The organism is Streptomyces sp. BV286 (assembly GCF_019090165.1).
GTDB lineage: Bacteria > Actinomycetota > Actinomycetes > Streptomycetales > Streptomycetaceae > Streptomyces.
Window position 1 is genome coordinate 30,279 of sequence record NZ_JAHRIB010000021.1, and the last position, 24,622, is coordinate 54,900.

At 70.3% G+C, this 24,622-nt stretch carries 23 protein-coding genes; 13 read left to right on the forward strand and 10 right to left on the reverse strand.

Annotated elements, in window-relative coordinates; all coding sequences use genetic code 11:
* Positions 1-42: 42 nt before the first annotated feature.
* The 3 genes from pstA to pstS form a co-directional block, all read right to left on the reverse strand.
* The gene (gene pstA, locus KUF83_RS01910) at positions 43-1,101 is read right to left on the reverse strand and encodes a phosphate ABC transporter permease PstA (RefSeq protein WP_217452726.1); all 1,059 of its coding nucleotides are present in this window, start codon (positions 1,099-1,101) and stop codon (positions 43-45) included.
* Positions 1,098-2,102: a phosphate ABC transporter permease subunit PstC gene (pstC, locus tag KUF83_RS01915; protein WP_217452727.1), complete on the reverse strand. Its 1,005-nt coding sequence runs from the start codon at positions 2,100-2,102 to the stop codon at positions 1,098-1,100. The genes pstA and pstC overlap by 4 nt, the downstream gene beginning before the upstream one ends.
* A 103-nt stretch (positions 2,103-2,205) precedes the next feature.
* Positions 2,206-3,333: a phosphate ABC transporter substrate-binding protein PstS gene (gene pstS / locus KUF83_RS01920; RefSeq protein WP_217452728.1), complete on the reverse strand. Its 1,128-nt coding sequence runs from the start codon at positions 3,331-3,333 to the stop codon at positions 2,206-2,208.
* Between the two features lie 551 nt (positions 3,334-3,884).
* Between pstS and KUF83_RS01925 the strand changes: the two genes are divergently transcribed.
* Positions 3,885-5,438 carry an FAD-binding oxidoreductase gene (locus tag KUF83_RS01925; protein WP_217452729.1) on the forward strand — a complete coding sequence of 518 codons (1,554 nt, stop codon included), beginning with the start codon at positions 3,885-3,887 and terminating at the stop codon, positions 5,436-5,438.
* Between the two features lie 171 nt (positions 5,439-5,609).
* Here the strand turns inward: KUF83_RS01925 and KUF83_RS01930 are convergent, their stop codons facing one another.
* The 5 genes from KUF83_RS01930 to KUF83_RS01950 form a co-directional block, all read right to left on the reverse strand.
* Positions 5,610-6,323 (reverse strand): phosphatase PAP2 family protein, encoded by a 714-nt coding sequence (locus KUF83_RS01930; RefSeq protein WP_217452730.1) that lies wholly within the window; start codon positions 6,321-6,323, stop codon positions 5,610-5,612.
* Positions 6,324-6,505: 182 nt separating this feature from the next.
* Entirely contained in the window at positions 6,506-7,513 is a 1,008-nt protein-coding gene (locus KUF83_RS01935) for a bifunctional lytic transglycosylase/C40 family peptidase (RefSeq protein ID WP_302828473.1), read from the reverse strand.
* Positions 7,514-7,549: 36 nt separating this feature from the next.
* Positions 7,550-9,307: a serine/threonine-protein kinase gene (locus tag KUF83_RS01940; protein WP_217452731.1), complete on the reverse strand. Its 1,758-nt coding sequence runs from the start codon at positions 9,305-9,307 to the stop codon at positions 7,550-7,552.
* A 22-nt stretch (positions 9,308-9,329) separates the two neighbouring features.
* Entirely contained in the window at positions 9,330-10,115 is a 786-nt protein-coding gene (locus KUF83_RS01945) for a trypsin-like peptidase domain-containing protein (RefSeq protein ID WP_217452732.1), read from the reverse strand.
* 71 nt (positions 10,116-10,186) lie between these two features.
* Positions 10,187-10,336: a hypothetical protein gene (locus tag KUF83_RS01950; protein ID WP_217452733.1), complete on the reverse strand. Its 150-nt coding sequence runs from the start codon at positions 10,334-10,336 to the stop codon at positions 10,187-10,189.
* 187 nt (positions 10,337-10,523) lie between these two features.
* Between KUF83_RS01950 and KUF83_RS01955 the strand changes: the two genes are divergently transcribed.
* The 3 genes from KUF83_RS01955 to KUF83_RS01965 are packed head-to-tail and all read left to right on the forward strand — an operon-like array spanning position 10,524 to position 11,840.
* Entirely contained in the window at positions 10,524-11,369 is an 846-nt protein-coding gene (locus KUF83_RS01955) for a helix-turn-helix transcriptional regulator (protein WP_217452734.1), read from the forward strand.
* A gap of 11 nt (positions 11,370-11,380) precedes the next feature.
* Complete coding sequence (locus KUF83_RS01960; protein WP_217452735.1) at positions 11,381-11,572, forward strand: DUF397 domain-containing protein; 192 nt, start codon at positions 11,381-11,383, stop codon at positions 11,570-11,572.
* Positions 11,565-11,840 carry a DUF397 domain-containing protein gene (locus tag KUF83_RS01965; protein WP_217452736.1) on the forward strand — a complete coding sequence of 92 codons (276 nt, stop codon included), beginning with the start codon at positions 11,565-11,567 and terminating at the stop codon, positions 11,838-11,840. Before KUF83_RS01960 ends, KUF83_RS01965 begins: the two co-directional genes overlap by 8 nt.
* A gap of 6 nt (positions 11,841-11,846) precedes the next feature.
* On the opposite strand, the gene KUF83_RS01970 is transcribed toward KUF83_RS01965, so the two are convergent.
* Positions 11,847-12,485, reverse strand: coding sequence for an SRPBCC family protein (locus KUF83_RS01970; RefSeq protein WP_217452737.1), 639 nt, complete (start codon positions 12,483-12,485; stop codon positions 11,847-11,849).
* Between the two features lie 15 nt (positions 12,486-12,500).
* The gene (locus KUF83_RS01975) at positions 12,501-12,869 is read right to left on the reverse strand and encodes a helix-turn-helix transcriptional regulator (protein ID WP_217452738.1); all 369 of its coding nucleotides are present in this window, start codon (positions 12,867-12,869) and stop codon (positions 12,501-12,503) included.
* Positions 12,870-13,162: 293 nt separating this feature from the next.
* On the opposite strand from KUF83_RS01975, the gene KUF83_RS01980 reads away from it, so the two are divergent.
* The 9 genes from KUF83_RS01980 (at position 13,163) to KUF83_RS02020 (ending at position 24,492) form a co-directional block, all read left to right on the forward strand.
* A complete protein-coding gene (locus KUF83_RS01980) occupies positions 13,163-14,491 on the forward strand; it encodes a S53 family peptidase (protein ID WP_217452739.1) in 1,329 nt (442 codons plus the stop codon).
* Positions 14,492-15,142: 651 nt separating this feature from the next.
* Positions 15,143-15,451: a hypothetical protein gene (locus KUF83_RS01985; protein WP_217452740.1), complete on the forward strand. Its 309-nt coding sequence runs from the start codon at positions 15,143-15,145 to the stop codon at positions 15,449-15,451.
* 193 nt (positions 15,452-15,644) lie between these two features.
* The gene (locus KUF83_RS01990; RefSeq protein ID WP_217452741.1) at positions 15,645-16,487 is read left to right on the forward strand and encodes a hypothetical protein; all 843 of its coding nucleotides are present in this window, start codon (positions 15,645-15,647) and stop codon (positions 16,485-16,487) included.
* Positions 16,477-17,799, forward strand: a complete 1,323-nt coding sequence (locus KUF83_RS01995) for a hypothetical protein (RefSeq protein ID WP_217452742.1) — start codon at positions 16,477-16,479, stop codon at positions 17,797-17,799. The genes KUF83_RS01990 and KUF83_RS01995 overlap by 11 nt, the downstream gene beginning before the upstream one ends.
* A complete protein-coding gene (locus KUF83_RS02000; protein WP_217452743.1) occupies positions 17,796-19,364 on the forward strand; it encodes an SCO6880 family protein in 1,569 nt (522 codons plus the stop codon). The genes KUF83_RS01995 and KUF83_RS02000 overlap by 4 nt, the downstream gene beginning before the upstream one ends.
* A 6-nt stretch (positions 19,365-19,370) precedes the next feature.
* Positions 19,371-20,795 (forward strand): ATP-binding protein, encoded by a 1,425-nt coding sequence (locus tag KUF83_RS02005; RefSeq protein WP_217452744.1) that lies wholly within the window; start codon positions 19,371-19,373, stop codon positions 20,793-20,795.
* Between the two features lie 14 nt (positions 20,796-20,809).
* A complete protein-coding gene (locus KUF83_RS02010; RefSeq protein WP_217452745.1) occupies positions 20,810-22,390 on the forward strand; it encodes a type VI secretion protein in 1,581 nt (526 codons plus the stop codon).
* 144 nt (positions 22,391-22,534) lie between these two features.
* Positions 22,535-23,827, forward strand: coding sequence for a histidine kinase (locus KUF83_RS02015; protein WP_217452746.1), 1,293 nt, complete (start codon positions 22,535-22,537; stop codon positions 23,825-23,827).
* On the forward strand, positions 23,824-24,492 hold the full coding sequence (locus KUF83_RS02020) for a response regulator transcription factor (protein ID WP_217452747.1): 669 nt from the start codon (positions 23,824-23,826) through the stop codon (positions 24,490-24,492). Before KUF83_RS02015 ends, KUF83_RS02020 begins: the two co-directional genes overlap by 4 nt.
* The last annotated feature ends 130 nt before the right edge of the window (positions 24,493-24,622 follow it).

Sequence of the window (24,622 nt, forward strand, 5' to 3'; positions counted from 1 at the left end):
ACTGCTTCTTTCGAGGGGGAGACTGGTCGCTTTGTGGCCGCGTCAGCGACCGGTCTTCGGGGACTTCCAGCGGGCGATACCGCGAGCCCCCAGGTTGAGGATCATCACGAAGGCGATCAGCGTGAGCGACGCCGCCCAGGCACGGTCGTACGCGGCGCCCGAACCCGCGCTGTTCGCGTACTGCTGATAGATGTACAGCGGCAGCGAGGACTGCGCACCCTCGAAGGGATCGGTGTTGATGAAGGGGTTGCCGAACACCAGCAGCAGCACCGGTGCCGTCTCGCCCGCGATACGGGCGACCGCCAGCATCACGCCGGTGGTGATGCCGCCGAGGCACGTCGGCAGGACCACCTTCAGGATGGTGCGCCACTTGGGCACGCCCAGCGCCAGAGATGCCTCGCGCAGCTCGTTCGGTACGAGCTTGAGCATCTCCTCCGTGGAGCGGACGACGACCGGCATCATCAGGATGGCCAGGGCGAGCGAACCGGCGAAGCCGAAGGGCTGCATGTCGAACATCAGCATCAGGCTGAGGATGAACAGGCCCGCGACGATGGACGGGATACCGGTCATCACGTCGACGAAGAAGGTCACCGCCCGGGCGAGGTTGCCCCGCCCGTACTCCACGAGGTAGATCGCGGAGAGCACGCCGACCGGCGCGGCGATCAGCGCCGCGAGACCGACCTGCTCCAGGCTGCCGATGATGGCGTGGTAGATGCCACCGCCGGCCTCGGTGTCGGCGACCACGCCCATCGAGTGGGTCAGGAAGTAGACGTCGAGGACCTTCACACCGCGCTTGACGGTCGTCCAGACCAGGGAGACCAGCGGCACCACGGCGAGCAGGAAGGCGACCCAGACCAGGGCGGTCGCGATGCGGTCCTTGGCCTGGCGGCGACCCTCGACGCGGGAGGCGACGACGTACGTACCGACGACGAAGAGGATCGCGGCGATCAGGCCCCACTGGATACGGCTGTGCAGGCCGCCGGCCAGGCCGATGCCGATCGCGACGGCGACGGAGCCCGCGGCGATGGCCCATCCGGACCACTTCGGGAGGCTGGCGCCACGCAGCGTGCTGGGGCGCTTGTCGGTGACGGCGGTGCTCATGCGTTGGCCCCCGAGTACTCCTTGCGGCGGGCGATGATCGCACGGGCCGCACCGTTGACCAGCAGGGTGATGACGAAGAGGACCAGACCGGAGGCGATGAGCGCGTCACGGCCCTGCTCGGTGGCCTCACCGAACTTGCTGGCGATGTTCTGGGCGAAGGTGCCGCCGCCCGGGTCGAGCAGGCTGGCCTGGATCTCGAAGGTCGGGGAGAGGACCGTGGCGACGGCCATCGTCTCGCCGAGCGCGCGGCCGAGGCCGAGCATCGCGGCCGAGATCACGCCGGAGCGGCCGAAGGGCAGGACGGCCATGCGGATGACCTCCCAGCGCGTGGCGCCGAGGGCGAGGGCCGCCTCTTCGATCATCTGCGGGGACTGGCGGAAGACCTCGCGGCTCACGTTGACGATGATCGGCAGGATCATGATCGCGAGCAGGATGCCGACCGTGAGCATCGAGCGCGGGGCGCCGCCCTGCCACTCGAAGATGCCGGTCCAGCCGAGGTAGTCGTCCAGCCAGCTGAACAGGCCGTTCATGTGCGGCACCAGGATGAGGGCGCCCCACAGGCCGTAGACGATGGACGGCACGGCGGCGAGCAGGTCGATGACGTACGAGATGGGGCCGCTGAGCCTGCGCGGGGCGTAGTGCGTGAGGAACAGCGCGATGGCGACCGCGATCGGCACCGCGATGACCATGGCGATGATCGAGGAGACGACCGTGCCGAAGGCCAGGACGGCGATGCCGAAGTCCGGCGGGATCGCGGTGGGGTTCCACTCGAAGGTGGTGAGGAAGTTGCCCTCGTTCTTGCTGATCGCGAGGGAGGCGCGGTAGGTGAGGAAGACCGCGATCGCGGCCATGACCACCAGCAGGAAGATGCCGGACCCGCGGGAGAGCGCGAGGAAGACCCGGTCACCGGGGCGGGTGGCGCCACGGGCCGCGCGCTTCAGCTCGGTCTCGGTCGGTGGGGCGGAGGGAGGCGGGGTTACGTCTTGAGTGGATATATCCATCAGGGTCTCCGGTCTGCGGAGCCGTTGCGGGCGGCTCCAGGCGGCGGTGCACCGGACGGTGCGAAGTCCGGCCCCGCGGTGGGGGCCGGACCGCGCACTCGGGTCAGCTCAGGCCGGCGACGGTCGTGCGGACCTTGGCGATGATCTCGGCGGGCATCGGCGCGTAGTCGATGTCGGCCAGCAGGTTCTGTCCGTCCTCGCTCGCCATGTAGGTGAGGAGGGCCTTGGTGGCGGGAAGGGTCTCCGCCTTGTTGCCCTTGTCGCAGACGATCTCGTAGGTGACCAGGACCATCGGGTAGGCGCCGTCGGCCTTGGTCGTGTAGTTCAGCTCGAGCGCGAGGTCCTTGCCCGTGCCGACGACCTTGGCGTCCGCGATGGCCTTGGTGGCGTTCTCGACGGTGGCCTCGACCGGGGCGCTGGCGCCGGTGTCGAGGCTGACCGCCTTGACGCCGTCCTTGGCGTACGACAGCTCCATGTAGCCGATGGCGCCGGAGGTCTGCTTCACCTGCTGGGCGACGCCGGAGGAGCCCGACGCGGCCTGGCCGCCCTTGGCCTGCCAGGCCTTGCCGCCCTCGTACTTCCAGTCGTCGGGGGCCGCGGCCTTCAGGTACTTGGTGAAGTTGTCCGTGGTGCCGGACTCGTCCGAGCGGTGGAACGCCTGGATCTTGAGGTCGGGCAGCTTCGCGTCCGGGTTCAGGGCCGCGATCGCCTTGTCGTTCCAGTTGGTGATCTTGCTGTCGAAGATCTGGGCGAGGGTCGGAGCGTCCAGCACGAGCTTGTCGACGCCCGGGACGTTGAAGCCGGCGGCGATCGGCCCACCGACCATCGGGAGGTCGAGACCCTGGCCACCGGTGCAGACCTCCTTGGAGGCGGTGACCTCTTCGGGCTTCAGCGCGGAGTCGGAGCCGGCGAAGGCAACCTGGCCCTGGGTGAACGCCGTGATGCCGGCGCCCGAGCCGCCACCCTTGTAGTTGATCTGCACGCCCTTGCAGGCGGCCGTGAACTGCTTGACCCACGCGTCGATCGCGTTCTTCTGCGCGGACGAGCCGTCTGCGAGCAGCTGGCCCTTGGCGTCGTCACACTTGATGGAGCTGGCGCCGGCCGTCGAGCTGGGGTCGCTGCCGCTGCCGCCGGTGTCGTCGGAGCCGCACGCCGTCAGCGCCAGGGCGCCGGAGACGGCGACAGCACCGAGGGAGAGGGCGCGAAGCCGGTTCTTGCGCTGAAGCTTCACTTTTCGGAGGTTCCTTCCGGGAGCCGCCGTCTGGTGGCGGCGTGCGATGTCGTGGTGCGGCCTCTTCGTCCGGACGAGGCCGCTGTCATGCCGTTGTTCATCGACCGGCACGCGAGCTCGCTTCCGTCCGCACCACGCACCGTGTAAGGCCGAAATTAGGCAGAACAGGTGAAGCCGCCGATGGCCGTGAGTGAACGCAGGGTGAACCCCTGCCGTCAGTGCGGTGAGGTCACGGAACGCTTACGGGTAGAACACGTGAGGGTCCCGACTACCGGAAGCTCCTCCTTCGGAACGGCCGCCGCCCCTGCACCCGCCTCCGGCGTCCCCGCCGCCCCGTCCGCCTCTGCCGACTCCTTCCCGGTGTCCCCGCGCCCCCCGCGCCCGGCGGTCTCCCGGTCTCCTGGCCGAAAACACCGGGGTGGGCCGCCGGATCCGTCCGCGCGCCTGTCCTTCACCCCACCCCCGCCGGTCGGCGCGATTCCCCGCCGCCGCCCGTGGAACCCGCCGTCCCGTGGGCCCGTCTCGCTTCACGGGAACAACGGGAGGCGCACATGCGACGGCGTACGTTCATGGGTGGCGGCGCCGCGGTCACGGCCACGGCGGTTTCGGCAGCGTGTTCCGGCGGTGGTTCCGGGTCGCGGCCGGGTGAGGGGGCGCGTACGTCCGGGACATCGAGCAGGACGGCCGAAGGGGCCGCGGCGGGCGGCCTGAAGGCCCTGGCCCGTGACCTCGACGGGCCGTTGGTCCGCCCGGGCGACTCCGACTGGGCGGCGGCCCGGCAGCTCTACAACACCCGCTTCGACTCCCTGAAGCCGACGGCGGTCGCGTACGTGGCCCACACCGACGACATCCGCACGGCTCTCTCGTACGCCCACGCCCACGACGTGCGCGTCTCGATCCGCAACGGCGGTCATTCGTACGCCGGTTGGTCCTCCGGGGACGGCCGCCTGATCGTCGACGTGTCGAAGCTCGCCCAGGTCCGGGCGTCCGGCGACGGGGCCGTGGTCGGCGCGGGCGCCAAGCTGATCGACGTCTACCGCGCGTTGGCCGCGAAGGGCGTGACGATTCCGGCGGGTTCCTGCCCGACGGTCGGCGTCTCGGGTCTGACACTGGGCGGCGGCCACGGGGTGGTGTCGAGGGCGTACGGGCTGACCTGCGACAGCCTCACCCAGGCGACCCTGGTCACGGCGGACGGCAGGCAGCTCACTGCGAACGCGACCGAGAACAAGGACCTGTTCTGGGCGCTGCGCGGCGCGGGCAACGGCAACTTCGGCGTCGTCACCGAGCTGCGCTTCAGGACGCATCCCGCCCCGCGCGGTGTCTCGGCGTTCATGTCCTGGCCGTGGTCCAGGGCCGCCGCGGTCCTCGGGGCCTGGCAGGAGTGGGGTCCGGACCAGCCGGACGAGATCTGGTCCTCGTGCCACTTCGCGAACACGGCCGGCGGCACTCCCACGGTCTCGGTGTCCGCGTTCTCGCTCGGCACGTACGGCGAACTGCAGAACGCGGTGGACCGCCTCGCCGACCGCATCGGCGCCTCCGCCCGCAGCGTCTCCCTCAAGCGCCGCTCCTACGAGGAGTCGATGGAGGTGTACGCGGGCTGCTCGACCTTCCCGGACGACGCCCAGTGCCACCTGCCGGGCGCGACACCGGGCCGCTCACCCGAGGGCGCGCTGGGCCGCGAGACGTACGCGGCGTGCTCGGACTTCTTCGACCGCTCGATCCCGGCGGAGGGTGTGCGGGCCCTGCTCTCCCGGATATCCGGGGTCCGGGGCGGTACGGGCAGCATCGCGCTCACCGCTCTGGGCGGCGCGGTCAACCGCGTCGACCCCTCGGCGACAGCCTTCGTGCACCGCCGCTCCCGCATGCTGGCCCAGTACATCGCGGCCTGGCGCCCGGGCACGTCCGGCACGGCGTCCCGGTCCTGGCTGGCGCAGGCCCACACGGCGATGCGCCCCCACGCCTCGGGCGCGGCCTACCAGAACTACACGGACCCGACCCTCACGAACTGGCGCAAGGCCTACTACGGCCAGGCGGCCCCCCACCTGAAGACCGTGAAGACCCAGTACGACCCCCAGAACTTCTTCAACTCCCCCCAACCGCTGTAACCAGCCCGGCCCCGCCCCCTCAGGGGCACGGGGAACTGCGCAACCCGAGCACCAACCCCCTCAGGGGCACGGGGAACTGCGCAACCCGAGCACCAACCCCGTCAGGGGCGCGGGGAACTGCGCGACCAGCCGTCACCGAGCGGCACCCGGCAACGAACACGGCAGCCCTGGCTACGCCGCAAGATCCCGCTGCTCAGCCTCGCTCCGAGCCCCGGGAACCACATCCCGCCGCTCCGCGCCGCCGCCGGAGCGCCTCGCGGAGCCACGCGCCCGGACCAGCCACCCCACCCGGGGCGACCTCTCCACCGCTCGCACGACAGGCGTCAGCAAAGCCATGGCGAGCGGCGAAAGCAGCAGAACCACCGCGGTTCCGAGAGCGAATCCGCCGATGACATCCGTCGGATAGTGCACGCCCATATAAACCCGGCAGAAGCCGCCGAACAGCGCGAGCCCTATCCCGACGAGCCCGAACTTCCGGTTCGCGACAAACAGTCCGACACCCATCGCCATCATGAGAGTCGAATGGTCGCTCACGAACGAATAGTCGCTCTTGCCACCGATAAGGACTTCCAGACCCTCGTGGTCCACAAAGGGCCGAGGCCGTTCGACAAAGCCCCGTATCGGTACGTTCACGAGTACGGCGACCGCGGCCGCGAGCGGTGCCCAGATCAGCGAGGCCACGGAAGAGGCGGCGTCTTCCCCGCCCCGCCGTCGCACGCCCCACCAGCACCACAGCACCAGCAGGACCATGACGAGCAGGAGCCCCCACTCGCCCACGAACTCCATGACGCGGTCGAACCAGTGCGGCGCGTCTTTGGCGAGACCATTGATGTCATAGAGCAAGTCGACGTCTGGGTTCGACCCGGAATCGGCGAGTCCAGCCATGGTGCAACGGCCCTTCGTCGTCATCTTTCAGACGCATCCCACCGGATGCGCCGCGCCACAACCCCCGTCGTCGGCTACAGGAACAGGAACGCACACTCCCCTTCAATACGTTCCACCCTCCACCGAATGATCACTCAGACGTTATCGAAGAGAGATACATCGCTGCAGCTCAGGGGAGGGTTTCACACAGAGGTGGGCAATGCTTTCGCGCCATCTTCGGTCACGCGGGTCGCCCCGAAGTAGTCGGGGGTGTCGATGGGGTCGAACCGGATCACGGCACCCGGCCGGGGCGCGTTGATCATGTACCCGCCCCCGACGTAGATACCCACGTGCCGGATGGCCCGGGAGTTGGTGAGGTCGTCCGAGAAGAAGACCAGGTCCCCCGGCAGCAGCTCGCTCCGCTTGGGGTGCGGCCCGGCGTTGTACTGGTCGTTCGCCACCCGGGGCAGCGTGATCCCGACACTTTCGTAACTGGCCTTGGTCAGCCCCGAGCAGTCGAAGCGTCCTCCCTGGTCAGCGGTGCCGTTACCGCCCCAGAGATACAGCGTCCCGAGCTTCTGCTGCGCGTAGTGGATGGCCGCGGCGGCCTGCTGCGAGGGCTGCACACGACCGACCGGAGCGGCGAAACTCTGCTCCAGCGTCGTGATCGTCTTCACGTAGTTCTGCGTTTCCTTGTACGGCGGGACGCCCCCGTATTTGATGACGGCGTACGCCCCCGCGTTGTACGCGGCGAGCATGTTCGCCGTCGGGTCCCCGGGTGCGTCCTTGACGTACTTGGCGAGCGTGCAGTCGTACTTCGCGGCCGATGGAATCGCGTCATTCGGATCCCATACGTCGCGGTCACCGTCGCCGTCGCCGTCGATTCCGTGCGTGGCCCAGGTACCGGGGATGAATTGCGCTATCCCCTGCGCGGCGGCGGGACTCTTGGCGGTGGGATTGAATCCGCTCTCCTGATACAACTGCGCGGCGAGAAGTGCCGGGTTGATCGCGCTGCACAGGTTGCCCCACTTCTGCACGAGCGACTGGTACGCCGCCGGTACGGCCCCCTTGGCCAGTCCGACGGCCCCCGGCCCCACACCGTTGGCGAGGTTCCCGGCGACCATGTAGACCCCGACGACCAGCACCATGACGAAGCTGAGCCCCGCCCCCATGGCAGCGGCCGCCACGATCCAGGCCTTACGCACCGTCAACCGCCCTCCGCAGCTCCGGAATTCGCCGGCACCAGTCTAGGAGCTTCCCACCCGGAAGCCGGTACAACCGATGCTCCGGTAATCGGTGGAGCTTCCCCCGACGTTGTAGAAGACCGCGGTCCAGTCGCCCGGGTCGTTGGTGACGGGGATCGCGTCCTCGGCCCGGCCGGCCCGGTGCTGCCGGAAGTCGTCGGGATAGGTCAGCTCGACGTACCCGCCGGTGCGCCAGTGCCGGTAGATGTCCACCGGCTTGCTGGTGTAGCCGATCGTCTTGTTGGGGCTCATCACGTCCACGTACGGCCGGCCCGTGTCGGGGTCGATGTCGTGGGGCGGCTTCACACCGACCGAGACGTAGTACGGCTCGGGCGCCTTGTTCTTCAGCTCCGCGTACTTGAAGCGGAAGGAGATCTTCGCCCTGTCACTCACGTCGGCGCGCGTGGGCTCGTCCGCGTCGCGCGCGCTGTACTGGAGTTCCTCCGGCGGAGGGACCGCATCGATCCGGGCGCACTGGCCGATGCCGCGCGCCGCCTCGTCCGGCTCCTCGGAGAGCGTCCAGATGTCACGGGAGATCCTGTTGTCCTCGATGTACGCCGGGACCTTCCGCGCCCCGGCGCCCGCCGAGCCCGACGGAGAGGCCGACGACCCGCCGCCTCCCTTCCCGTTCGCCCCCTCGTTCTCCCCGCCGTCGGGCAGCATCTGCCAGGCGACGATCGACCCCGCGCCCAGCACCACGGCGCCGACGACCGCCGCGACCAGCCGGGTACGCCGCGCCCGCGCCGACACCTGCGGAGCAGCGCCCGGCACGACCGTCGGCACGTACCCGGGCACGGCCGTCGGTACGTATCCGGGTCCGACGGTGGGCCGGTGGGCGGGCGGAGTCGCCGTCCCGTGCCCGGCGGGGACCAGCCCGGCGGCGACGGCCGCCGGGAGGTCGGGCGGCGCGGTGTCGCCGCTGTCGGCCAGCGGCCGGTAGAAGGGGTCGTCGGCGAGCGCGGCCGAGACCGCGCAGCGGGCGATGACCGTGTCGAGGGCGGGCCGTCCGGCCGGCTCCTTCGCGACGCACTCCCGGATCAGCGCGGCCAGTCCCGCCTCGGTGCCGGTCACGTCGATGTCCTCGTGGACGGCCCGGTAGGACACGGCGTGCGCGTGTCCTGCCCCGAAGGGCGCCCGGCCGGTCGCCGCGTACGCCATCGTCGCGCCCAGCGCGAACACGTCCGCCGCCGGGCCCACCTCGTTGCTCCGCAGCACTTCCGGCGCGGTGAATCCGGGCGTGCCCGGGGTGAGTCCGGTCCGGGTGAGCGCCGTGTCCGCCGTGCCCCGCGCGATGCCGAAGTCGATGAGCAGCGGCCCCTGCGGCGAGAGGATCACGTTCTGCGGTTTCAGGTCCCGGTGCGTCACCCCGTACCCGTGCACGCTCGCCAGCGCCTCCGCCAGCGCCGCGAACAGCCGTCGCGCGCTGTCCGCGGGGAACGGCCCCCGCTCGGCCACGGCCGCGCTCAGCGTCGGCCCCGGTACGTACTCGGTGGCGAGCCAGAGGGGAGCGGTGTCCAGCGACGCGTCGATCAGGTTCGCCGTGTACGCGCTGCGCACCACCCGCGCGGTCTCCACCTCACGCCGGAACCGAGCCAGTGCCTCCGGGTCGTCGGTGATCTCGTCCCGGATCACCTTGATCGCCACGAGCCGCCCACCGGGCGACCGCCCGAGGTACACCTGCCCCATCCCGCCCGCGCCCAGCCGCGCGAGCAGCGTGTACGCGCCTATGTGAGCGGGGTCCCGTTCTCTCAGTGCCTGCACCGAACTGACCTTTTCACACAGGTCACTTCGTCGCCTCCAGATACAGCGCGGCGGTCTCGGCCCCGAGGACGGCGCTGTACGAGACGTCGTCGGTGGTGCCGCCCTCCTGGAACCCGCCCAGCACTCCGACGATCCGCCCCCGCGCGTCGGTCCACGGGCTGCCGCTGGTGCCCCCGCTGTATCCCGGACACTCGATGCGCTGCTGGCCGCCGCCGTACGCGGTGGACGTGTTCGTGCACCTCACGGGCGTCTCGCGCGCCTTGGGATACCCGACGACGGTGACCGCCCCGCCCACCGGGCTCCGGCCCCGCCCGGCGAGCAGCCGACCGGCCCCGACGACGTCCTCGACCTCGGAACCGCCCTGGGAGCCGCCTCTCGAACCGCCCCGGGAGCCGCCCTTCGAGCCGCCCGTGGGGACGACCCGGGCGAACGCCACGTCGCTGTCCTCGTCCTGGCTGTCCCTCCACCCGTCGGCGAGGTACGTCCGCGTCACGGTCCACTTCCCGTACGGCGCCTTCCCGCCCCGGTATCCGGGCACGAAGACGATGTCCCCGCCCCCGCTCAGACAGTGGGCGGCCGTGACGACGAGGTCCCGCCGCGGGCTGTGCACGACGGAGGCGGTGCAGTAGTGCTCCCCGCCGCTGACGAGCACGCCCACCCGGGCGTCGGCGGCGGTCGCGGGAGCCGCCCTGGTGACGCCGAGCCGTTCGGGCGTACGCACCCGGGTGTGCGCGGCCGCCACGGGAACCGACCCGGTGGCCAGCAGCGCGACGGCGGCGAGGAACGGGAGACGGGTGGGACGCTTCATCGTGCAAGAGCCTTGCCCGGCTCGGTGAGAGAAACCCCGGGCCCGTCTGAGAATCCCGTGTGAACCGTCGGTCAGTTCAAGGACCCTCCGCACTCGGCCCACAGCAGTTTCCCACCCCTGGAGACCCCCAGCTCCCGCAGGGCGTTGGCCAGCAGCTCGGCGGCGAGGGGATCGTGCGGGAGTTGAAGGGTGTAGGCCCAGGACGGGGATACGGTTGCCATCGGAAGTCTCCGATCACGGAGGGGAGTTGGACGGTTGCTCAGTGACCACGGCCGCTCCGTCGAGCGGGGTACTTCTGAGCGGGGCGCCTTCGGCAATAAGGTAGCGGTACCTGAGTAAGCTCTTACTCGAATCCTTGGGAAGCTCTGATCAACCACTCGTGTGAGTGAAGAGGAGGCGGGGCAACCCGTGAGAAGCAACCCGACGGGTCGTCAACTCCGTCTGGGCACCGAGCTGCGCAAACTCCGGGAGCGGGCGGGCCTCACGTCCACCCAGGCCGGCCGACTGTTCGGCGTGCAGCAGAACCAGATCAGCAACGTGGAGGCCGGGCGCACAGGCGTCAGCCCGGAACGAGTCCGCACCATGGCCTGCCAGTACGACTGCGGGGACAAGGTCCTCGTCGACGCGCTCAGCGACATGGCGGCCGGACGGGCACGCGGCTGGTGGGAGGAGTACCGGGAACTCCTGCCCGCCGTACTGCTCGACCTCGCCGAGGTCGAGCACCACGCCACGCGGCTGCGCACGGCCGTCACCGTGCACATCCCCGGCCTCTTCCAGACCACGGACTACGCACGTGAGATCTTCCGCCAGGACGTACCGGAGATGTCCCCGCCCGACATCGAACACCGGGTGTCCTTCCGCGTGAAACGCCAGGCCGTGCTCTACCGGGACTCGCCCACCCCGCACCAGGCGATCATCCACGAGGCAGCCCTGCGCATGAAGTTCGGCGGTCCAACGGTGACCGGGACCCAGCTACGACACCTGCTGGACATGGGCGAGCGGGACCACATCACCCTCCACGTGATCCCGTTCGACGCCGGTACCTTCCCGGGGTCGGGCCAGTCCATCTACTACTCCGACGGACCCGTGCCGCAGCTCGACACCGTGAACCTCGACCAGTCCCACGGCCCCGCGTTCCTCGACTCCGAGGCCCAGCTCGACAAGTACCGCGTACTGCTGGACCGCATGGAGGCGAGCGCACTGCCGCCCGCGCAGTCGCGGGACTTCATCCACAAAGTCGTCCAGGACCTGTGAGGAAACCCAAGATGCCCGAGCCCACCTGGCAGAAGTCGTCCTTCTGCGCCCAGGGCAACTCCTGCGTACACATAGCCACCTCCCCCACCGGCACCGTCCGGCTCACCGAGAGCGGCGACCCCGCCCACTCCGTGCTCGGGGCCTCCCCGCGGGCCTTCGCCGCCCTCGTCCACGTGCTCAAGGAGAAGCCGGCCCATGTCTGACATCCCCACGGACCTCACCTGGGAACGCGCCGCCCCGCCGGAGGCGACCGGCCCGGGCCCCTGGATCGAGCTGGCCTTCGGCCCGGGCGACAACGTCTACATCCGTGAGACCAGCGACCCCGACACCGTCGTCACGACCACCCGGAAGAAGTGGGACGCCTTCGTACTGGGCGTGCAGGCGGGCGAGTTCGACCACTTCGTCGAGGGCGTCGACATCAACGGTGCCGGCCCCGACGACGGCCCCGACGACGGGGCCGTCACGACCTGACCGACGTCAGTCGGACTCGGCGCCGGTGTACGCGGCCGTCGTGCGGTCGGCCTTCGCCCGGGCGACCTCCTCGGCCTCACCGCCGGCGACACTCGCCGCGTACCAGCGCTCACTGCTCAGGGTGACGAACCGGATCCCTTCCTCGCTCCCGAACCAGGCCATGGCCTCCTGCGCGTCCACGGCCGCGCCGGAGGCCAGGTGCAGGGTGAGCCCGATGAGGGCCATGTCCCAGCCGATTCCGACCGCGCCGGGCCCGAACTGCGCCCACTTCTCGTCGTCGTCGGGTGCGATGTGGTCCAGCTCCAACCGCGCGCCGCCGTCCGCCGCGGGGGTCAGCCGGACCTCGATCCAGCTGACGTTCCCGTCGAACTCCCAGGTGGCGGCGAAACCCTTCGGCGGATCGCACCGCTCGACGGTGCCGTTGGCGTTGCCCTCCAGCTGGTATTTGCCGCCGGGCCGCAGGTCGCCGGACACGGGCAGGAACCAGCGCGGGATGCGCACGGGGTTGGTGCAGGCGTCCCAGAGGTCGTCGACGGTCGTGTCGTACGTCTGGCTCAGGGTCACCACGTGTCCCTCGCCGGCCTCGATGACTCGGCTGCCGACCTGGCGCCGCACGGCGTTGATCTGATGGGTGACGTCGATCATGGGGGGGGTGCTCCTTCACTGTGAGGGTCGGTCGTCGCCCTCGCCGGACCGCTCGCCGAGCCGGCGTTCGCGTTTGCCCCGGGCCACCTCGGTGGCCAGGGCGTCCAGGTGGGGCGTCCAGAAACGCCGGAAGCGGTCGAGCCAGGCGTCTATGTCGCGCAGGGGATCGGAGTTCACGGCGTAGAGCCGACGGGCGCCTTCCGGCCGGACCGTGGCGAAGCCGTTCTCCCGCAGGACCTTGAGGTGCTGCGAGACACCGGGCTGCGATATCCCGAACTCGTCCCTGATGACCTCGCTCACCGCCCCGGAACTCTTCTCCCCGTCGGCGAGCAGCTCCAGGATCCGGCGGCGTACGGGGTCGCCGAGTACGTCGAATGCGTGCACGACCCCAAGATATCACCCATGGCTTATATAAGCGTGGGTGAATATTTCTGCGGCCCGCCGACCCTGTGAGTCCGGTCAAGGCACAGCCAGCCCCTTGCCATCGCACAGCCATTGATCAGTAAGGCACGGGCCGGGTTCGGTAAGGCGGAAGTCAGGATTCCAGAACGCTCCTTGTTGTCACGTACCCAACAAGGAAGGGTCGTCCGCGGGCCGCTCGGCCCTCCGCCGGGGACACCGCACCGGCGAAACCGCACCCGCGCTGCTCCTGTCAACCACGCCCAGGAGGCTGTCCGTTGCGTACCACCACCCCCCACACCACCTCGAACAGACGCTCCATACGCGGCAGATGGAGCCGCCTCGGCTCCATCTCCGTCGCCACCGCCGCACTGCTCCTCGCCGGGTTCGGCGCCGCCGGCCACGCGGCCGCCGCACCGGCCGCCCCCGCCAAGTCGACGGCCGGCAAGGTGACCTGGAGCCGCGCCTGCGCCACCCCCCGGAAGGGACGGATGGCCTGCAAGGCCCTGCGTGTCACCGGCGGCACGACCGCCTTCCAGAAGGCCGAGGCCAGGACGGACGGCGTCACCCCCAGGGCCGCGGACGCCTCCACCCCCTCCGGCTACGGCCCGGGCGACCTCCAGAGCGCGTACGGCCTGACGTCCGCCGCCGCCTCCAGGGGCTCCGGCGAGACGATCGCGATCGTGGACGCGTACGACGACCCGAACGCCGAGGCCGACCTCGCCACATACCGCTCGCACTACGGCCTCTCCTCCTGCACCACGGCCAACGGCTGCTTCAGGAAGGTCGGCCAGACCGGCTCCGCGACCTCCCTCCCCACCGCCGACAGCGGCTGGGCCCAGGAGATCTCCCTCGACCTCGACATGGCGAGCGCGACCTGCCCGAACTGCGCAATCCTCCTCGTCGAGGCCAAGTCGTCCTCCATGGCCGACCTCGGCACGGCGGTGAACAGGGCCGTGACCCTCGGCGCGAAGTTCGTGTCCAACAGCTACGGCGGCGGCGAGTCGTCCTCCGACGCCTCCTACGACACCTCGTACTTCAAGCACCCCGGCGTCGCGATCACGGTCAGCGCGGGAGACAGCGGCTACGGCGCCGAGTACCCGGCGTCCTCCCAGTACGTGACCGCGGTCGGCGGCACGGCTCTGTCCGCCGACTCCTCCGGCCGCGGCTGGACCGAGAAGGTCTGGTCGACCAGCAGCACCGAGGGCACCGGCTCCGGCTGCTCCGCGTACGACACGAAGCCGAGCTGGCAGACGGACACGGGCTGCGCCAAGCGCGCCGTCTCGGACGTGTCCGCGGTCGCCGACCCGGCGACCGGCGTCTCGGTCTACGACTCCTACGGCGTCACCGCGGGCTGGTACACCTTCGGCGGCACCAGCGCCTCGGCCCCGCTCATCGCGGGTGTGTACGCCCTCGCCGGCGCCCCCTCCGCCAGCTCCTACCCGGCGAAGTTCCCGTACGCGGCGGCCGGTACGTCCTCCCTCAACGACGTGACGAGCGGCAGCAACGGCACCTGCGCCACCGCCTACCTCTGCACGGCGAGGGCGGGCTACGACGGCCCGACGGGCCTGGGCACCCCCCAGGGCCTCGCGGCCTTCACCGGCTGACCGGCACGGCCCGGCCGTCGCAGTCCGCGATCACCGCCGACCGCCGGAGCCGACCGTCACAGCGAGCGACCACAACCGGCCGCCGCCTCCGAACGACCGGACCCATGGGCCGCGGCACCCGCCGCGGCCCATGGCCGTTCCCGGCGACCGCCCGAAGGCCCGCACGAAGAACCGCGACAAGGCCCGCACCTGACACCCCGGCACATCCCACCGCCCCACCCGGGATAGCCTTCACCGAGCGGACAGCGGGCGGCGTCTACTCACCAGGAGACGTCCGGCCCGGAGTACATCGGCACGACGGACCGGCGCACATGGGACGGGGTCGGGCTCGGTGGACGAGCGGAGTCGGCCCCCGCGAAGCGGCAGTCGCGTAAGAGGGGCTAACGACGGAACCACACCACAGGTTCCGGTTCGACTTCATTGCCCGGCGTGACCTGCCGTGATACACAGAGTGACCATACGCCTTCTCACACACCGTCCCCCGCGCCCGGAAGGGTCCCGCGAGGGCCGGTCACAAGAGATTCGTACGAAACCCGCCAATCAATGACGCCAAGTCGACATGCGAGAGCGTCTTTGTCAGCGAGAATGACCCTGACCTCTGCGCAGAGTGGCAGGGGGTGCAGAACAACCCACTAGGGGCGGTGACTTACCATGCTTTTCGCAGCCGAAAAGGGCGACATCAACACGATCATCGGCGGAATCGCCCCGGACTGGGGCCCGTTCGGCAGCCTGGGCAACGAGGCACGGATCATGATCGAGGTCGTGATGGCGGTCGCCATCCTGCTGTGCCTCGGCATCGCGATCTGGGGCGCGGCGAAGCAGCGCATCGGTGCCACGGCCCTGCGCGACACGTTCAGCGCGGAACAGGGCAAGGGCTTGATCGTCGCGGGTCTCACCGGGGTTTTCATCATCGGTTCACTCGGCACGCTCTTCACCATCGTGTACGGCATGGCCGTCTAGGCGGCCTCCGGCTCGGCGGCCTCCGACCCGGCCGGGCACACCCGGTCCCTCCCCCACCCCACCCGTCCGTCGTGCCCACCGGCTGAGGTTGCTTTTCCCTGATGTCGAGTCACCACACCGCGTCCGCGCGGGAACCAGCGGGGCTACCGTCGTACTACGCGGTTCAGCAAGAGGTTGAGGGGGCGTACGCGGCATGAGTCTCGGCGACGAGCACGGAGCACGCGGCGAGGACGGCGGGTACGGAGGTACCGGCCAGACGCGCACGCGGCTGCCCGACAGTCCCGGTGACGTCTACGGCGGAGCACGACGCGGCGGCCGTTCGTCGTCCCGCAGCCTCGTGACCGTCGTGGGCGTCGTGGTGCTCCTGATCGCGGCGATCGCCTTCGCGAACCGCGGTGGCGACGATTCCGGCTCCGGCGCGGCCGCGGACGGCGACAAGGCGGAGAGCGCGCCCACGGCCGCCTCAGGCAACCGGCCCGTGGAGACGAAGGCGGGCGGAATCCCCTCGGGGTTCGCGCACGACCGGCAGGGCGCGGAGTCCGCCGCCGCGAACTACGCGGTGGTGCTGGTCTCGGCGGACATCCTCAAGCCCGCCCGGCGCGGCGAGATCGTCCAGCAGGTGTTCGCCGCCGACAAGGTCTCCGAACTGGAGACCAGACTCGACAAGACCTACGACAAGGCCTTCCTGGAGAAGGTCGGCCTGGACGAGAACGGCTCCGCGCCGACCGGCAGCACGTACGTCTCCCGCACGATGCCGGTCGGCACCAAGGTCACGAGCTACTCCGACAGCACGACCACCGTCCAGGTCTGGTGCGCGGGCGTGTTCGGAATGGCGGCCGAGAACTCGACCGACCCGGTCACCAGCGACTGGTTCACCATGACCCTCCAGATGCGCTGGGCCGACGACGACTGGAAGATCGACACCTTCACCCAGAAGGACGGTCCCGCGCCGGTCAACGGCGACAACAAGGTCTCGACATCCGAAGAGATCTCGAAGGCCGTCGAGGAGTACGGAGGGTTCACGTATGCCCGGTAGCCGACACCGCGTGCGCACGATCGCGGCAGCCCTCGCAGCCGTACAGACCACCGCCGTCCTCCTCGCCACGCGGGCCGCCGCGGCCCCCACGCCCACGCCCACGCCGTCCAACGACAACTGCGGCCTCCTCTCGGGCGAGGCCAAGCGGATCTGCGAGAACGACACCGGCGACAGCACCGGACCCGGCACCGCACCCGGCGTGAGCGACACCCTCGACCCCCTCGCCTCCCTCGCCAAGGGCTGCGCCAAAGCCGCCTCCTGGACCATCGACAAACTCAGCGACGCCGTCCAGAACACGGCGACCGTCGACTTCACGAACGACACGTTCCTCCAGCAGTACGCGGTGGTCTTCGCCGCGTCGACGATCCTCACCCTCCTCCTGTGGCTGCTCGCCGTCGCCAAGCGGGCCGTGCGAGGCGTCCCCCTCAGCACCGCCATCGGAGAGGCGATCGGCTTCCTCTGGCTGACCGTCCTGGCCTCCGCCTTCACCCCGCTCATCCTCTACACCGTCGTGTCGGCGACCGACGGCGTCGCGGAGGTCCTCGCCAAGACGACCGGCAACCAGACGGACACCTTCTTCGGCAACTTCTCCGGCGCCCTGAACAAGGGCACCGACATCGGCGGCGGCCCGATCATGCTGATCGTGGTGTCCCTCGTGTCGATCCTCGCGGCGGGCGTACTGTGGCTGGAGCTGGTCATCCGAGCCGCGCTCCTCTACGTCGGCGCGCTGCTCGGCACGGTCGTCTACGCCGGCCTGGTCGACAAGAACCTCTGGGGCCACGTCCGCCGCTGGGCGGGCATCATGATCGCCGTCATCCTCGTGAAACCGGTGATCGTGATCGTGCTGGGCCTGGCCGGAGCCCTGTCCGCCGAGGACGGGCCCGACGCGTTCTCCGCCGTCGTCTCCGGCCTCGCCATCATCCTGCTCGCCATCTTCGCGAGCGCGATGATCTACCGCTTCGTACCGGGCTTCGGCGACGAGATCGCCGGCTCCCGCAACAACCGCATCATGCAGGGCGCCGAAGGCAAGGCCGCGGCCGTCATCAGCTCCCCCGCCACCCTCGTCGCCCAGGGCATCAAGACCCACAGCACCCGGGCCGACAACAACGGCGGAGGCGGCGGCAACAGCGGCGCCCGCCCCTCGAACCCGGCCTCCGGCGGCGTCGCCGCCCACAGCTCACGCGGCTCGTCCGGCGGCGGCGGATCCGTCCCCTCCGCCGCACCCCCACCCCGCAGCAGCCCGGTCAACACCCCCCACGCCGCCAACACACGCAACAGCAGCAACAACCGCACGGGAGGTGAAGGGCGTTGACGACCGACTCACACGTGGCCCATGCGTCCCATCCGGTCACGCCCCGCCGTACGTATCTGATCGGCCGCGCCCGGCCGAACGCGATCGTCGGCCGGAACCGCGAGTCCGGCGAGATCGCACTGATCATCGTGGGCGCGTTCCTCGGCATGATGTGCGGCCTGCTCGTCCCCGTGCTTTCCCTGCGCATCGTCCTGCTCATGGGCTTCCCGCTCATCGCACTGGCCGCCGTGTACGTGCCGTACAAGCGGCGGACCTTCTACAAGTGGTTCGAGATCAACCGCAGTTACAAGCGCAGCCTGCGCGCGGGCACCGCCTACCGCAGCAACGTCATGGAGTCCGGCACCCGCATCGACGGCCGCGAGGTCGAGGTCGGCCCGCCCCCGGGCATCGGACGCATCACCTGGCTCGCGGCACCCTTCGGCCCGGACGAGATCGCCGTCCTCCTGCACGCCGACCGCAAGACCGTCACCGCCGCGATCGAGATCGAGGGCCCGGGCGTCGGCCTGCGCGACAGCGAGGACCAGGAGGCCCTCGTCGACCGCTTCGGCACCCTCCTCAAGCACGTCGCGAACGGCGACGGCTTCGTCACCCGCCTCCAGATCCTCGCCCGCACGCTCCCCGCCGACCCGGACGCCCACGCCAAGGACGTCGCCGTACGCGGCGACGAGCGCGCCCCCGGCTGGCTCCAGCAGTCGTACGACCAGCTCCAGTCCATGGTGTCGACGAGCAGCGAACAGCACCGCGCCTACCTCGTCGCCTGCATGCACTACTCCCGCGAACTGGCCGCGGAGGCCCAGGCGATGGCCCGCGCCGCCCGCCCCAAGGGCGGCAAGAAACTCGACAAGGACGCCGGACTCGCCGTCGTCATGGCCCGCGAGCTCACCGACATCTGCTCACGGCTCCAGGAGGCCGACATCCGGGTACGCCAGCCCCTCGGCCAGGGCAGGCTCTCCTCCCTCGTGCACTCGATGTACGACCCGGACCACCCCATCGACCACATCCAGGCGATGACGAAGCGCAACGCCTGGCCGGCCGAACTGGACGCCATGGAGCCGACCTACCTCCAGGCCAAGACCCGCGAGTCCTCCACCCGCGCCCCCTGGTGCCACGCCACGGCCTGGGTGAAGGAATGGCCGATGACCCCGGTCGGCGTCAACTTCCTCGCCCCGCTGCTCGTCCATACCCCCGACGTGATCCGCACGGTCTCCGTCACCATGGACCTCGAACCCACCGAGGTCGCCATCGAGCGGATGCTGACCGAGAAGACCAACGACGAGGCAGAGGCCAGCCGCCAGGCCAAGATGAACCGGACCGTCGACCCCCGCGACGTCGCCTCGCACAACCGCATGGACCAGCGCGGCGAGGACCTTGCGAGCGGCGCAGCCGGCGTCAACCTCGTCGGCTACATCACCGTCTCGTCCCGCAACCCCGAGGCGCTCGCCCGCGACAAGCGGACCATCCGCGCCTCGGCCGGCAAGTCGTATCTGAAGCTGGAGTGGTGCGACCGCGAACACCACCGGGCCTTCGTCAACACGCTCCCGTTCGCGACCGGTATCCGGAGGTAGGACTTCATGCGGGATCCGCTGACCGTCCTCACGGAAGCCTTCACGTCCTTCCTCTTCGGCAAGGTCGAGACGACCCGGCCCCCGGTGCGCACGTCCACCGGCCAGGCCCAGGCCGTCTACCTGCCGACCGCCGCCCCCGGCCTCGGCGACTCCGGCGTCATCATCGGCCGCGAGGTCTACTCCGGGAAGGGCTACATCTACGACCCCTTCCAGCTGTACGGACAGCAGCTCCCGGCACCGCACTGGCTGGTCCTCGGCGAGTCCGGCAACGGCAAGTCGGCGCTGGAGAAGACGTACGTCCTGCGCCAGTTGAGGTTCCGCGACCGGCAGGTCGTCGTGCTCGACGCACAGGGTGAGGACGGCGACGGCGAATGGAACCTCATCGCCCGTGAGCTGGGTATAACCCCCATCCGGCTCGACCCGACCGCCGCCCTGGACATGGGAATCCGGCTCAACCCTCTCGACCCGGCGATCACCACGACCGGCCAGCTCGCGCTGCTCCGGACGATCATCGAGGTCGCGATGGGCCACGGCCTGGACGAGCGCTCCGGCTTCGCCCTGAAGGTCGCGCACGCGTACGTCAACGAGTCGATCGTCGACCGCCAGCCCGTCCTGACGGACATCGTCGAGCAACTCCGCCACCCCGAACCGGAGTCGGCCGAGGCGATGAACGTCGCCATAGACGACGTACGGGCCTGGGGCCTGGACGTCGCCCTGGTCATCGACCGGCTGGTCGACGGTGACCTGCGGGGCATGTTCGACGGCCCGACGACGGTCGGCATCGACCTCGACGCCCCGCTCATCGTCTTCGACCTGTCCCACATCGACCGCAACTCCATCGCCATGCCCATCCTCATGGCGATCGTCGGCGTGTGGCTGGAGCACACCTGGATCCGCCCCGACCGGAAGAAGCGCATCTTCCTGGTCGAGGAGGCCTGGCACATCATCAACAGCCCCTTCGTCGCCCAGCTCTTCCAGCGCCTGCTGAAGTTCGGTCGACGGCTCGGCCTGTCGTTCGTGGCGGTGGTCCACCACCTGTCGGACGTCGTGGACGGGGCCGCCGCGAAGGAAGCCGCGGCGATCCTGAAGATGGCCTCGACGAGGACGATCTACGCCCAGAAGGCGGACGAGGCCAGATCGACGGGCCGGGTGCTCGGCCTGCCCCGGTGGGCCGTCGAGATCATCCCCTCCCTCACCCCGGGCATCGCCGTGTGGGACGTCAACGGCAACGTCCAGGTGGTCAAGCACCTGATCACCGAGACGGAACGGCCACTCGTCTTCACCGACCGCGCGATGACGGAGTCGTCGGTCGACCACCTCGCGGACGACGCCCTGCGCGCCGCCGAGCTGGAGGCCGAGGAGCGGGCGGCGGCGTTCATGGAGCAACACCTGAGCGACCTCGACGACTCGTCCGAGTCCACGGTGGCGTAGAGGAGCGGCCCGAGATGAGACCGGACGATCGCGACCGCCACCGCGGCGGCGAAGGGGGCATCCCCGACGGGCTGTTGCTCGGCCTTTTGGCCTTCGTCCTCGGCATGAGCGTCATGGTGTGGACGGCGACCGGCCTCGCCGGCCTCTTCGCCCACGGCTCCTGGCCCGCCGGGGTCACCTTCGGCCGTACGCCCCTGGCCATGCGGCACCTCGTCGAGGCGCCCCACGACGTCCCGGGGGCCTGGCCGGACACACCGGCGGCCCAGCTGTCGGGGTACGGGCTCTTCTGGGGCCTGTTCATCGGCCAGGTGATGGTGCTGGTCGTCCTCACGGTGTTCGTGCTGGGGACGGTGGCGAGATGGAAGGCGGGCAGGACCAGACGCAGAACGCAGGCCGCGACCGCGTCAGTCCCCTCGGCGCCGGACCCCACGCCCGAGTTCACGCCCGAGCCGCAACCGGAGCCGAAGGCGGCACCCCGCCCCGGCAACGGGCCCCGCGAGAGCGCCCCGCACCCCGCCATGGAGCGCGTACCGGTCGCCGACCCCGTACCGGCGACGGAGCCCGCCCCGCCCTTGGAGCAGGCCCCCGCCGTGGCCGCCACCGACCGCATGGACGCATGGGAAGGCATCGACGCGCAGAGCACGGCCCTGACGGTGCCCACTCCGCGGGGCCCGGTCGTCCTCGGCCCGCCCGAGACCCGCCACCCCCTCGCCGTCCAGGCGATCCGGGACGCGGACGGCGCCGCCCTCGTCATCACCTCCAACCCCACCCTCTGGTCGGAAACGAAGGACGCCCGCGCCAAGCTGGGCCCCGTCCTCCTCTACGACCCCTCCCACCTCTGCGACACCCCGGCCCGCCTCCACTGGTCCCCGTCCGCCGGCTGCGAGACCAAGGAGACCGCGAGGGCCCGGGCCGCGGCCCTCCTCGCCCCGGTCCGCCCCACCGCCAGGATCGACCAGGCGGTGGCCGACACCGCGGAGACCCTCCTGCGCAGCTACCTCCACGCCGCCGCCGTGGACGGCCGCGCCATCCGCCACGTCCACCGCTGGGCCCAGGGCACCCAGGTCCAGGAAGCCGTACGCATCCTCCGTACGAACCCCAAGGCGGCCTCCGGCTCCGCGGGCGAACTCGAAGCCGCCCTCACCTCGCATCCCGAACGCCGGGACATCGCACAGGAGTTGACGGCCCGAGCGCTCTCCGCCCTCTTCACCGTCAACGTCAGGGAAGCCTGCACCGCGAACCGAACCGACACCCTCACCCTGGATTCCTTCGTCGACGAAGGGGGCACGCTTTATGTGGTCGGTGAACCCATCGAGGACCCGAGGTCGAATCCCGGCGCCATGCCCCTCCTGACGGCCCTCGCCTCAAGCGTGGTCGAGCGCGGCCGGCGCATGGCCGAACGGTCATCCTCCGGTCGCCTCGACCCACCACTCACCCTCGTCCTGGACGACGTCGCCGCGGTGGCCCCACTCCCTCAACTCCCTGACCTCCTGGCCGCGTCCACGGACTCGGACCGCGGCCTCCCCACCCTGGCCCTGCTCCGCTCCCGCGAACAGGCCCGCTCCCGCTGGCCCCACCACGACCTCCCGGCGTGACCCTCGGCCGGGACCACTCGTCAGGGCTCACGGACACCCCGTGGTACCGGGGTACTACGAGCCCCACCCCCTGTACCTCCGTCGTCCGACGCCCGGCCCCTCCCCTCGGCGGAGCATCAGGAGCATGACTACGGGAATGGACCTGTGACCCGCGAAGCATCCGGCGAGGCGACCGCCGGGGCGACCCGCGAACAGGACTGGCAGGGCGACTGGACGCCGAACGGGCAGCCCCTCACCCGCCAGTTCCACCGCGTCTGGCAGCGCGCACGCGCCTTCGACCGCCGCAGCCCGCTGCTGTGGGACGCCCTGCTCACCGGCTTCTACGTGATCGCCTGCACCATCGACGTCTCCAGCGGCGGCTGGCGGCACGTCACCGAGAACACCGGCACACCGGCCTGGCTCCTCTGGACGATGTCCCTGGGCTTCTCGGTCCCCCTGCTGTGGCGCCGCGATCACCCCTTCGCGGTACTCCTGGTGACGTTCCCGGTCGCCGTCGTCAACGCCTGGTCCGGTGCTCTCCTCCAGGCCTCGATGCTCCTGCTCGTCGTCCTCTTCAACATCGCCCTGCGCACCCGCCTGCGCACCCTCCTGTGGTCGTACGCCCTGACGGTGCTTCCGTTGATGGTCGCCGGCACCCGCTATCCCGCGGAGCAAGGCCTCGACCAGAACGTCGTCCCCACCGCGATGAGCCTCGCCCTGTCGGCGATGGGCGGTATCGCCGTCCGCACCCGCCAGGAGTACCTGGCCTCGCTCGTGGACCGCGCCCGCCGGCTCGAGGTGGAACGCGACCAGCAGGCCCAGCTCGCCGCCGCCGCCGAACGCGCCCGTATCGCCCGCGAGATGCACGACATCATCGGCCACAACCTCTCGGTCATCACGAGCCTCGCGGACGGCGGTTCGTACGCCGCCGCCAAGAACCCGGCGAGCGCGGCCCAGGCCCTCACCGCCATCGGCACCACCAGCCGTCAGGCCCTCACCGAACTCCGCCGCCTCCTCGACGTCCTGCGGGAAGATGCCTCCACGGCGGCGGAGCTCGCACCCCAGCCGTCCCTCACGGACCTCGACCAACTCGTCAACGGCGTACGGGCGGCGGGCCTCCCCGTCCTGACGAAGATCGTGGGCCCCGCCGACTCCGTCCCCACCGGCACACAGCTCACGGTCTACCGCGTCATCCAGGAAGCCCTCACGAACACCCTCAAACACGGTGGCCCGGAGGCCACTTCGGAGGTCTCCGTATCGTACGAGGCAGGGGGCGCCGTCACGGTCACGGTCACCGACACCGGTCGCGGAGGCCCGCCCCCGGCCGGCGCACCGGGCCGCGGCCTCACCGGCATGCACGAGCGAACAGCCCTGTACGACGGGACACTTGAGGCGGGCCCGCTGCCCGACCGCGGCTGGCGGGTCCATCTCCACGTTCCGGAGGAAGCCACCTCGTGACCACCGTCCTCATCACCGACGACCAACCGCTCCAGCGTCTCGGCTTCCGCATGCTCCTGGAGAGCCAGGACGACATGACGGTCGTGGGCGAGGCGTCCAACGGCACCGAGGCGGTCCGCATGACGGCCGAACTCCACCCGGACGTCGCTCTGATGGATATCCGCATGCCCGGCCTCGACGGCATCGAGGCGACCCGCCGCATCGTCACCACGGGCCATCGCACCCGCGTCCTCATCCTCACGACCTTCGACCTGGACGAGTACGCGTACGCCGGCCTGCGGGCAGGAGCTTCCGGCTTCCTCATCAAGGACGCACAGCCCGAGGAACTCCTCTCCGGGATCCGCTCGGTCGCCACAGGGGACGCGGTCGTGGCCCCGGCCCTGACCCGCCGCCTCCTGGACGCCTACGCCGAGCACCTCCCCACGCCGTCCCCGGACACCGCCCCCGCCCTGGACCCCCGTCTCACCGCCCTGACGGACCGCGAACGCGAGATCCTGACGGTCGTGGGAAAGGGCTGGACGAACCTGGAGATCGCCGCACGCCTCCATCTCGCCGAGTCGACGGTGAAGACCCACATCGGCCGCATCCTCGCAAAGACGGGCTCCCGGGACCGAATCCAGGCAGTGATCCTGGCGTACGACACGAAACTGGTCCAGCCGTCCTGAAACGAACCCTGGAAAGGGAATCCCGAACGAGAGTCACCGTAAACGCAAAATAGCCCCCGCACCGGAGTGCGGGGGCTATCAGCAATATAAGTTCGGCGGCGTCCTACTCTCCCACAGGGTCCCCCCTGCA

Bases quoted from the DNA above. Each gene is read 5' to 3' on its own strand.
- KUF83_RS01965 (WP_217452736.1), top strand. From the start codon at position 11,565: ATGTCTGACATCCCCACGGACCTCACCTGGGAACGCGCCGCCCCGCCG.
- KUF83_RS01925 (WP_217452729.1), top strand. From the start codon at position 3,885: ATGCGACGGCGTACGTTCATGGGTGGCGGCGCCGCGGTCACGGCCACG.
- KUF83_RS01990 (WP_217452741.1), top strand. From the start codon at position 15,645: ATGAGTCTCGGCGACGAGCACGGAGCACGCGGCGAGGACGGCGGGTAC.
- KUF83_RS01970 (WP_217452737.1), bottom strand. From the start codon at position 12,485: ATGATCGACGTCACCCATCAGATCAACGCCGTGCGGCGCCAGGTCGGC.
- KUF83_RS01945 (WP_217452732.1), bottom strand. From the start codon at position 10,115: ATGAAGCGTCCCACCCGTCTCCCGTTCCTCGCCGCCGTCGCGCTGCTG.
- KUF83_RS01985 (WP_217452740.1), top strand. From the start codon at position 15,143: ATGCTTTTCGCAGCCGAAAAGGGCGACATCAACACGATCATCGGCGGA.
- KUF83_RS01950 (WP_217452733.1), bottom strand. From the start codon at position 10,336: ATGGCAACCGTATCCCCGTCCTGGGCCTACACCCTTCAACTCCCGCAC.
- pstC (WP_217452727.1), bottom strand. From the start codon at position 2,102: ATGGATATATCCACTCAAGACGTAACCCCGCCTCCCTCCGCCCCACCG.
- pstA (WP_217452726.1), bottom strand. From the start codon at position 1,101: ATGAGCACCGCCGTCACCGACAAGCGCCCCAGCACGCTGCGTGGCGCC.
- KUF83_RS02005 (WP_217452744.1), top strand. From the start codon at position 19,371: ATGCGGGATCCGCTGACCGTCCTCACGGAAGCCTTCACGTCCTTCCTC.
- KUF83_RS02010 (WP_217452745.1), top strand. From the start codon at position 20,810: ATGAGACCGGACGATCGCGACCGCCACCGCGGCGGCGAAGGGGGCATC.
- KUF83_RS01960 (WP_217452735.1), top strand. From the start codon at position 11,381: ATGCCCGAGCCCACCTGGCAGAAGTCGTCCTTCTGCGCCCAGGGCAAC.
- KUF83_RS01930 (WP_217452730.1), bottom strand. From the start codon at position 6,323: ATGGCTGGACTCGCCGATTCCGGGTCGAACCCAGACGTCGACTTGCTC.
- KUF83_RS01995 (WP_217452742.1), top strand. From the start codon at position 16,477: ATGCCCGGTAGCCGACACCGCGTGCGCACGATCGCGGCAGCCCTCGCA.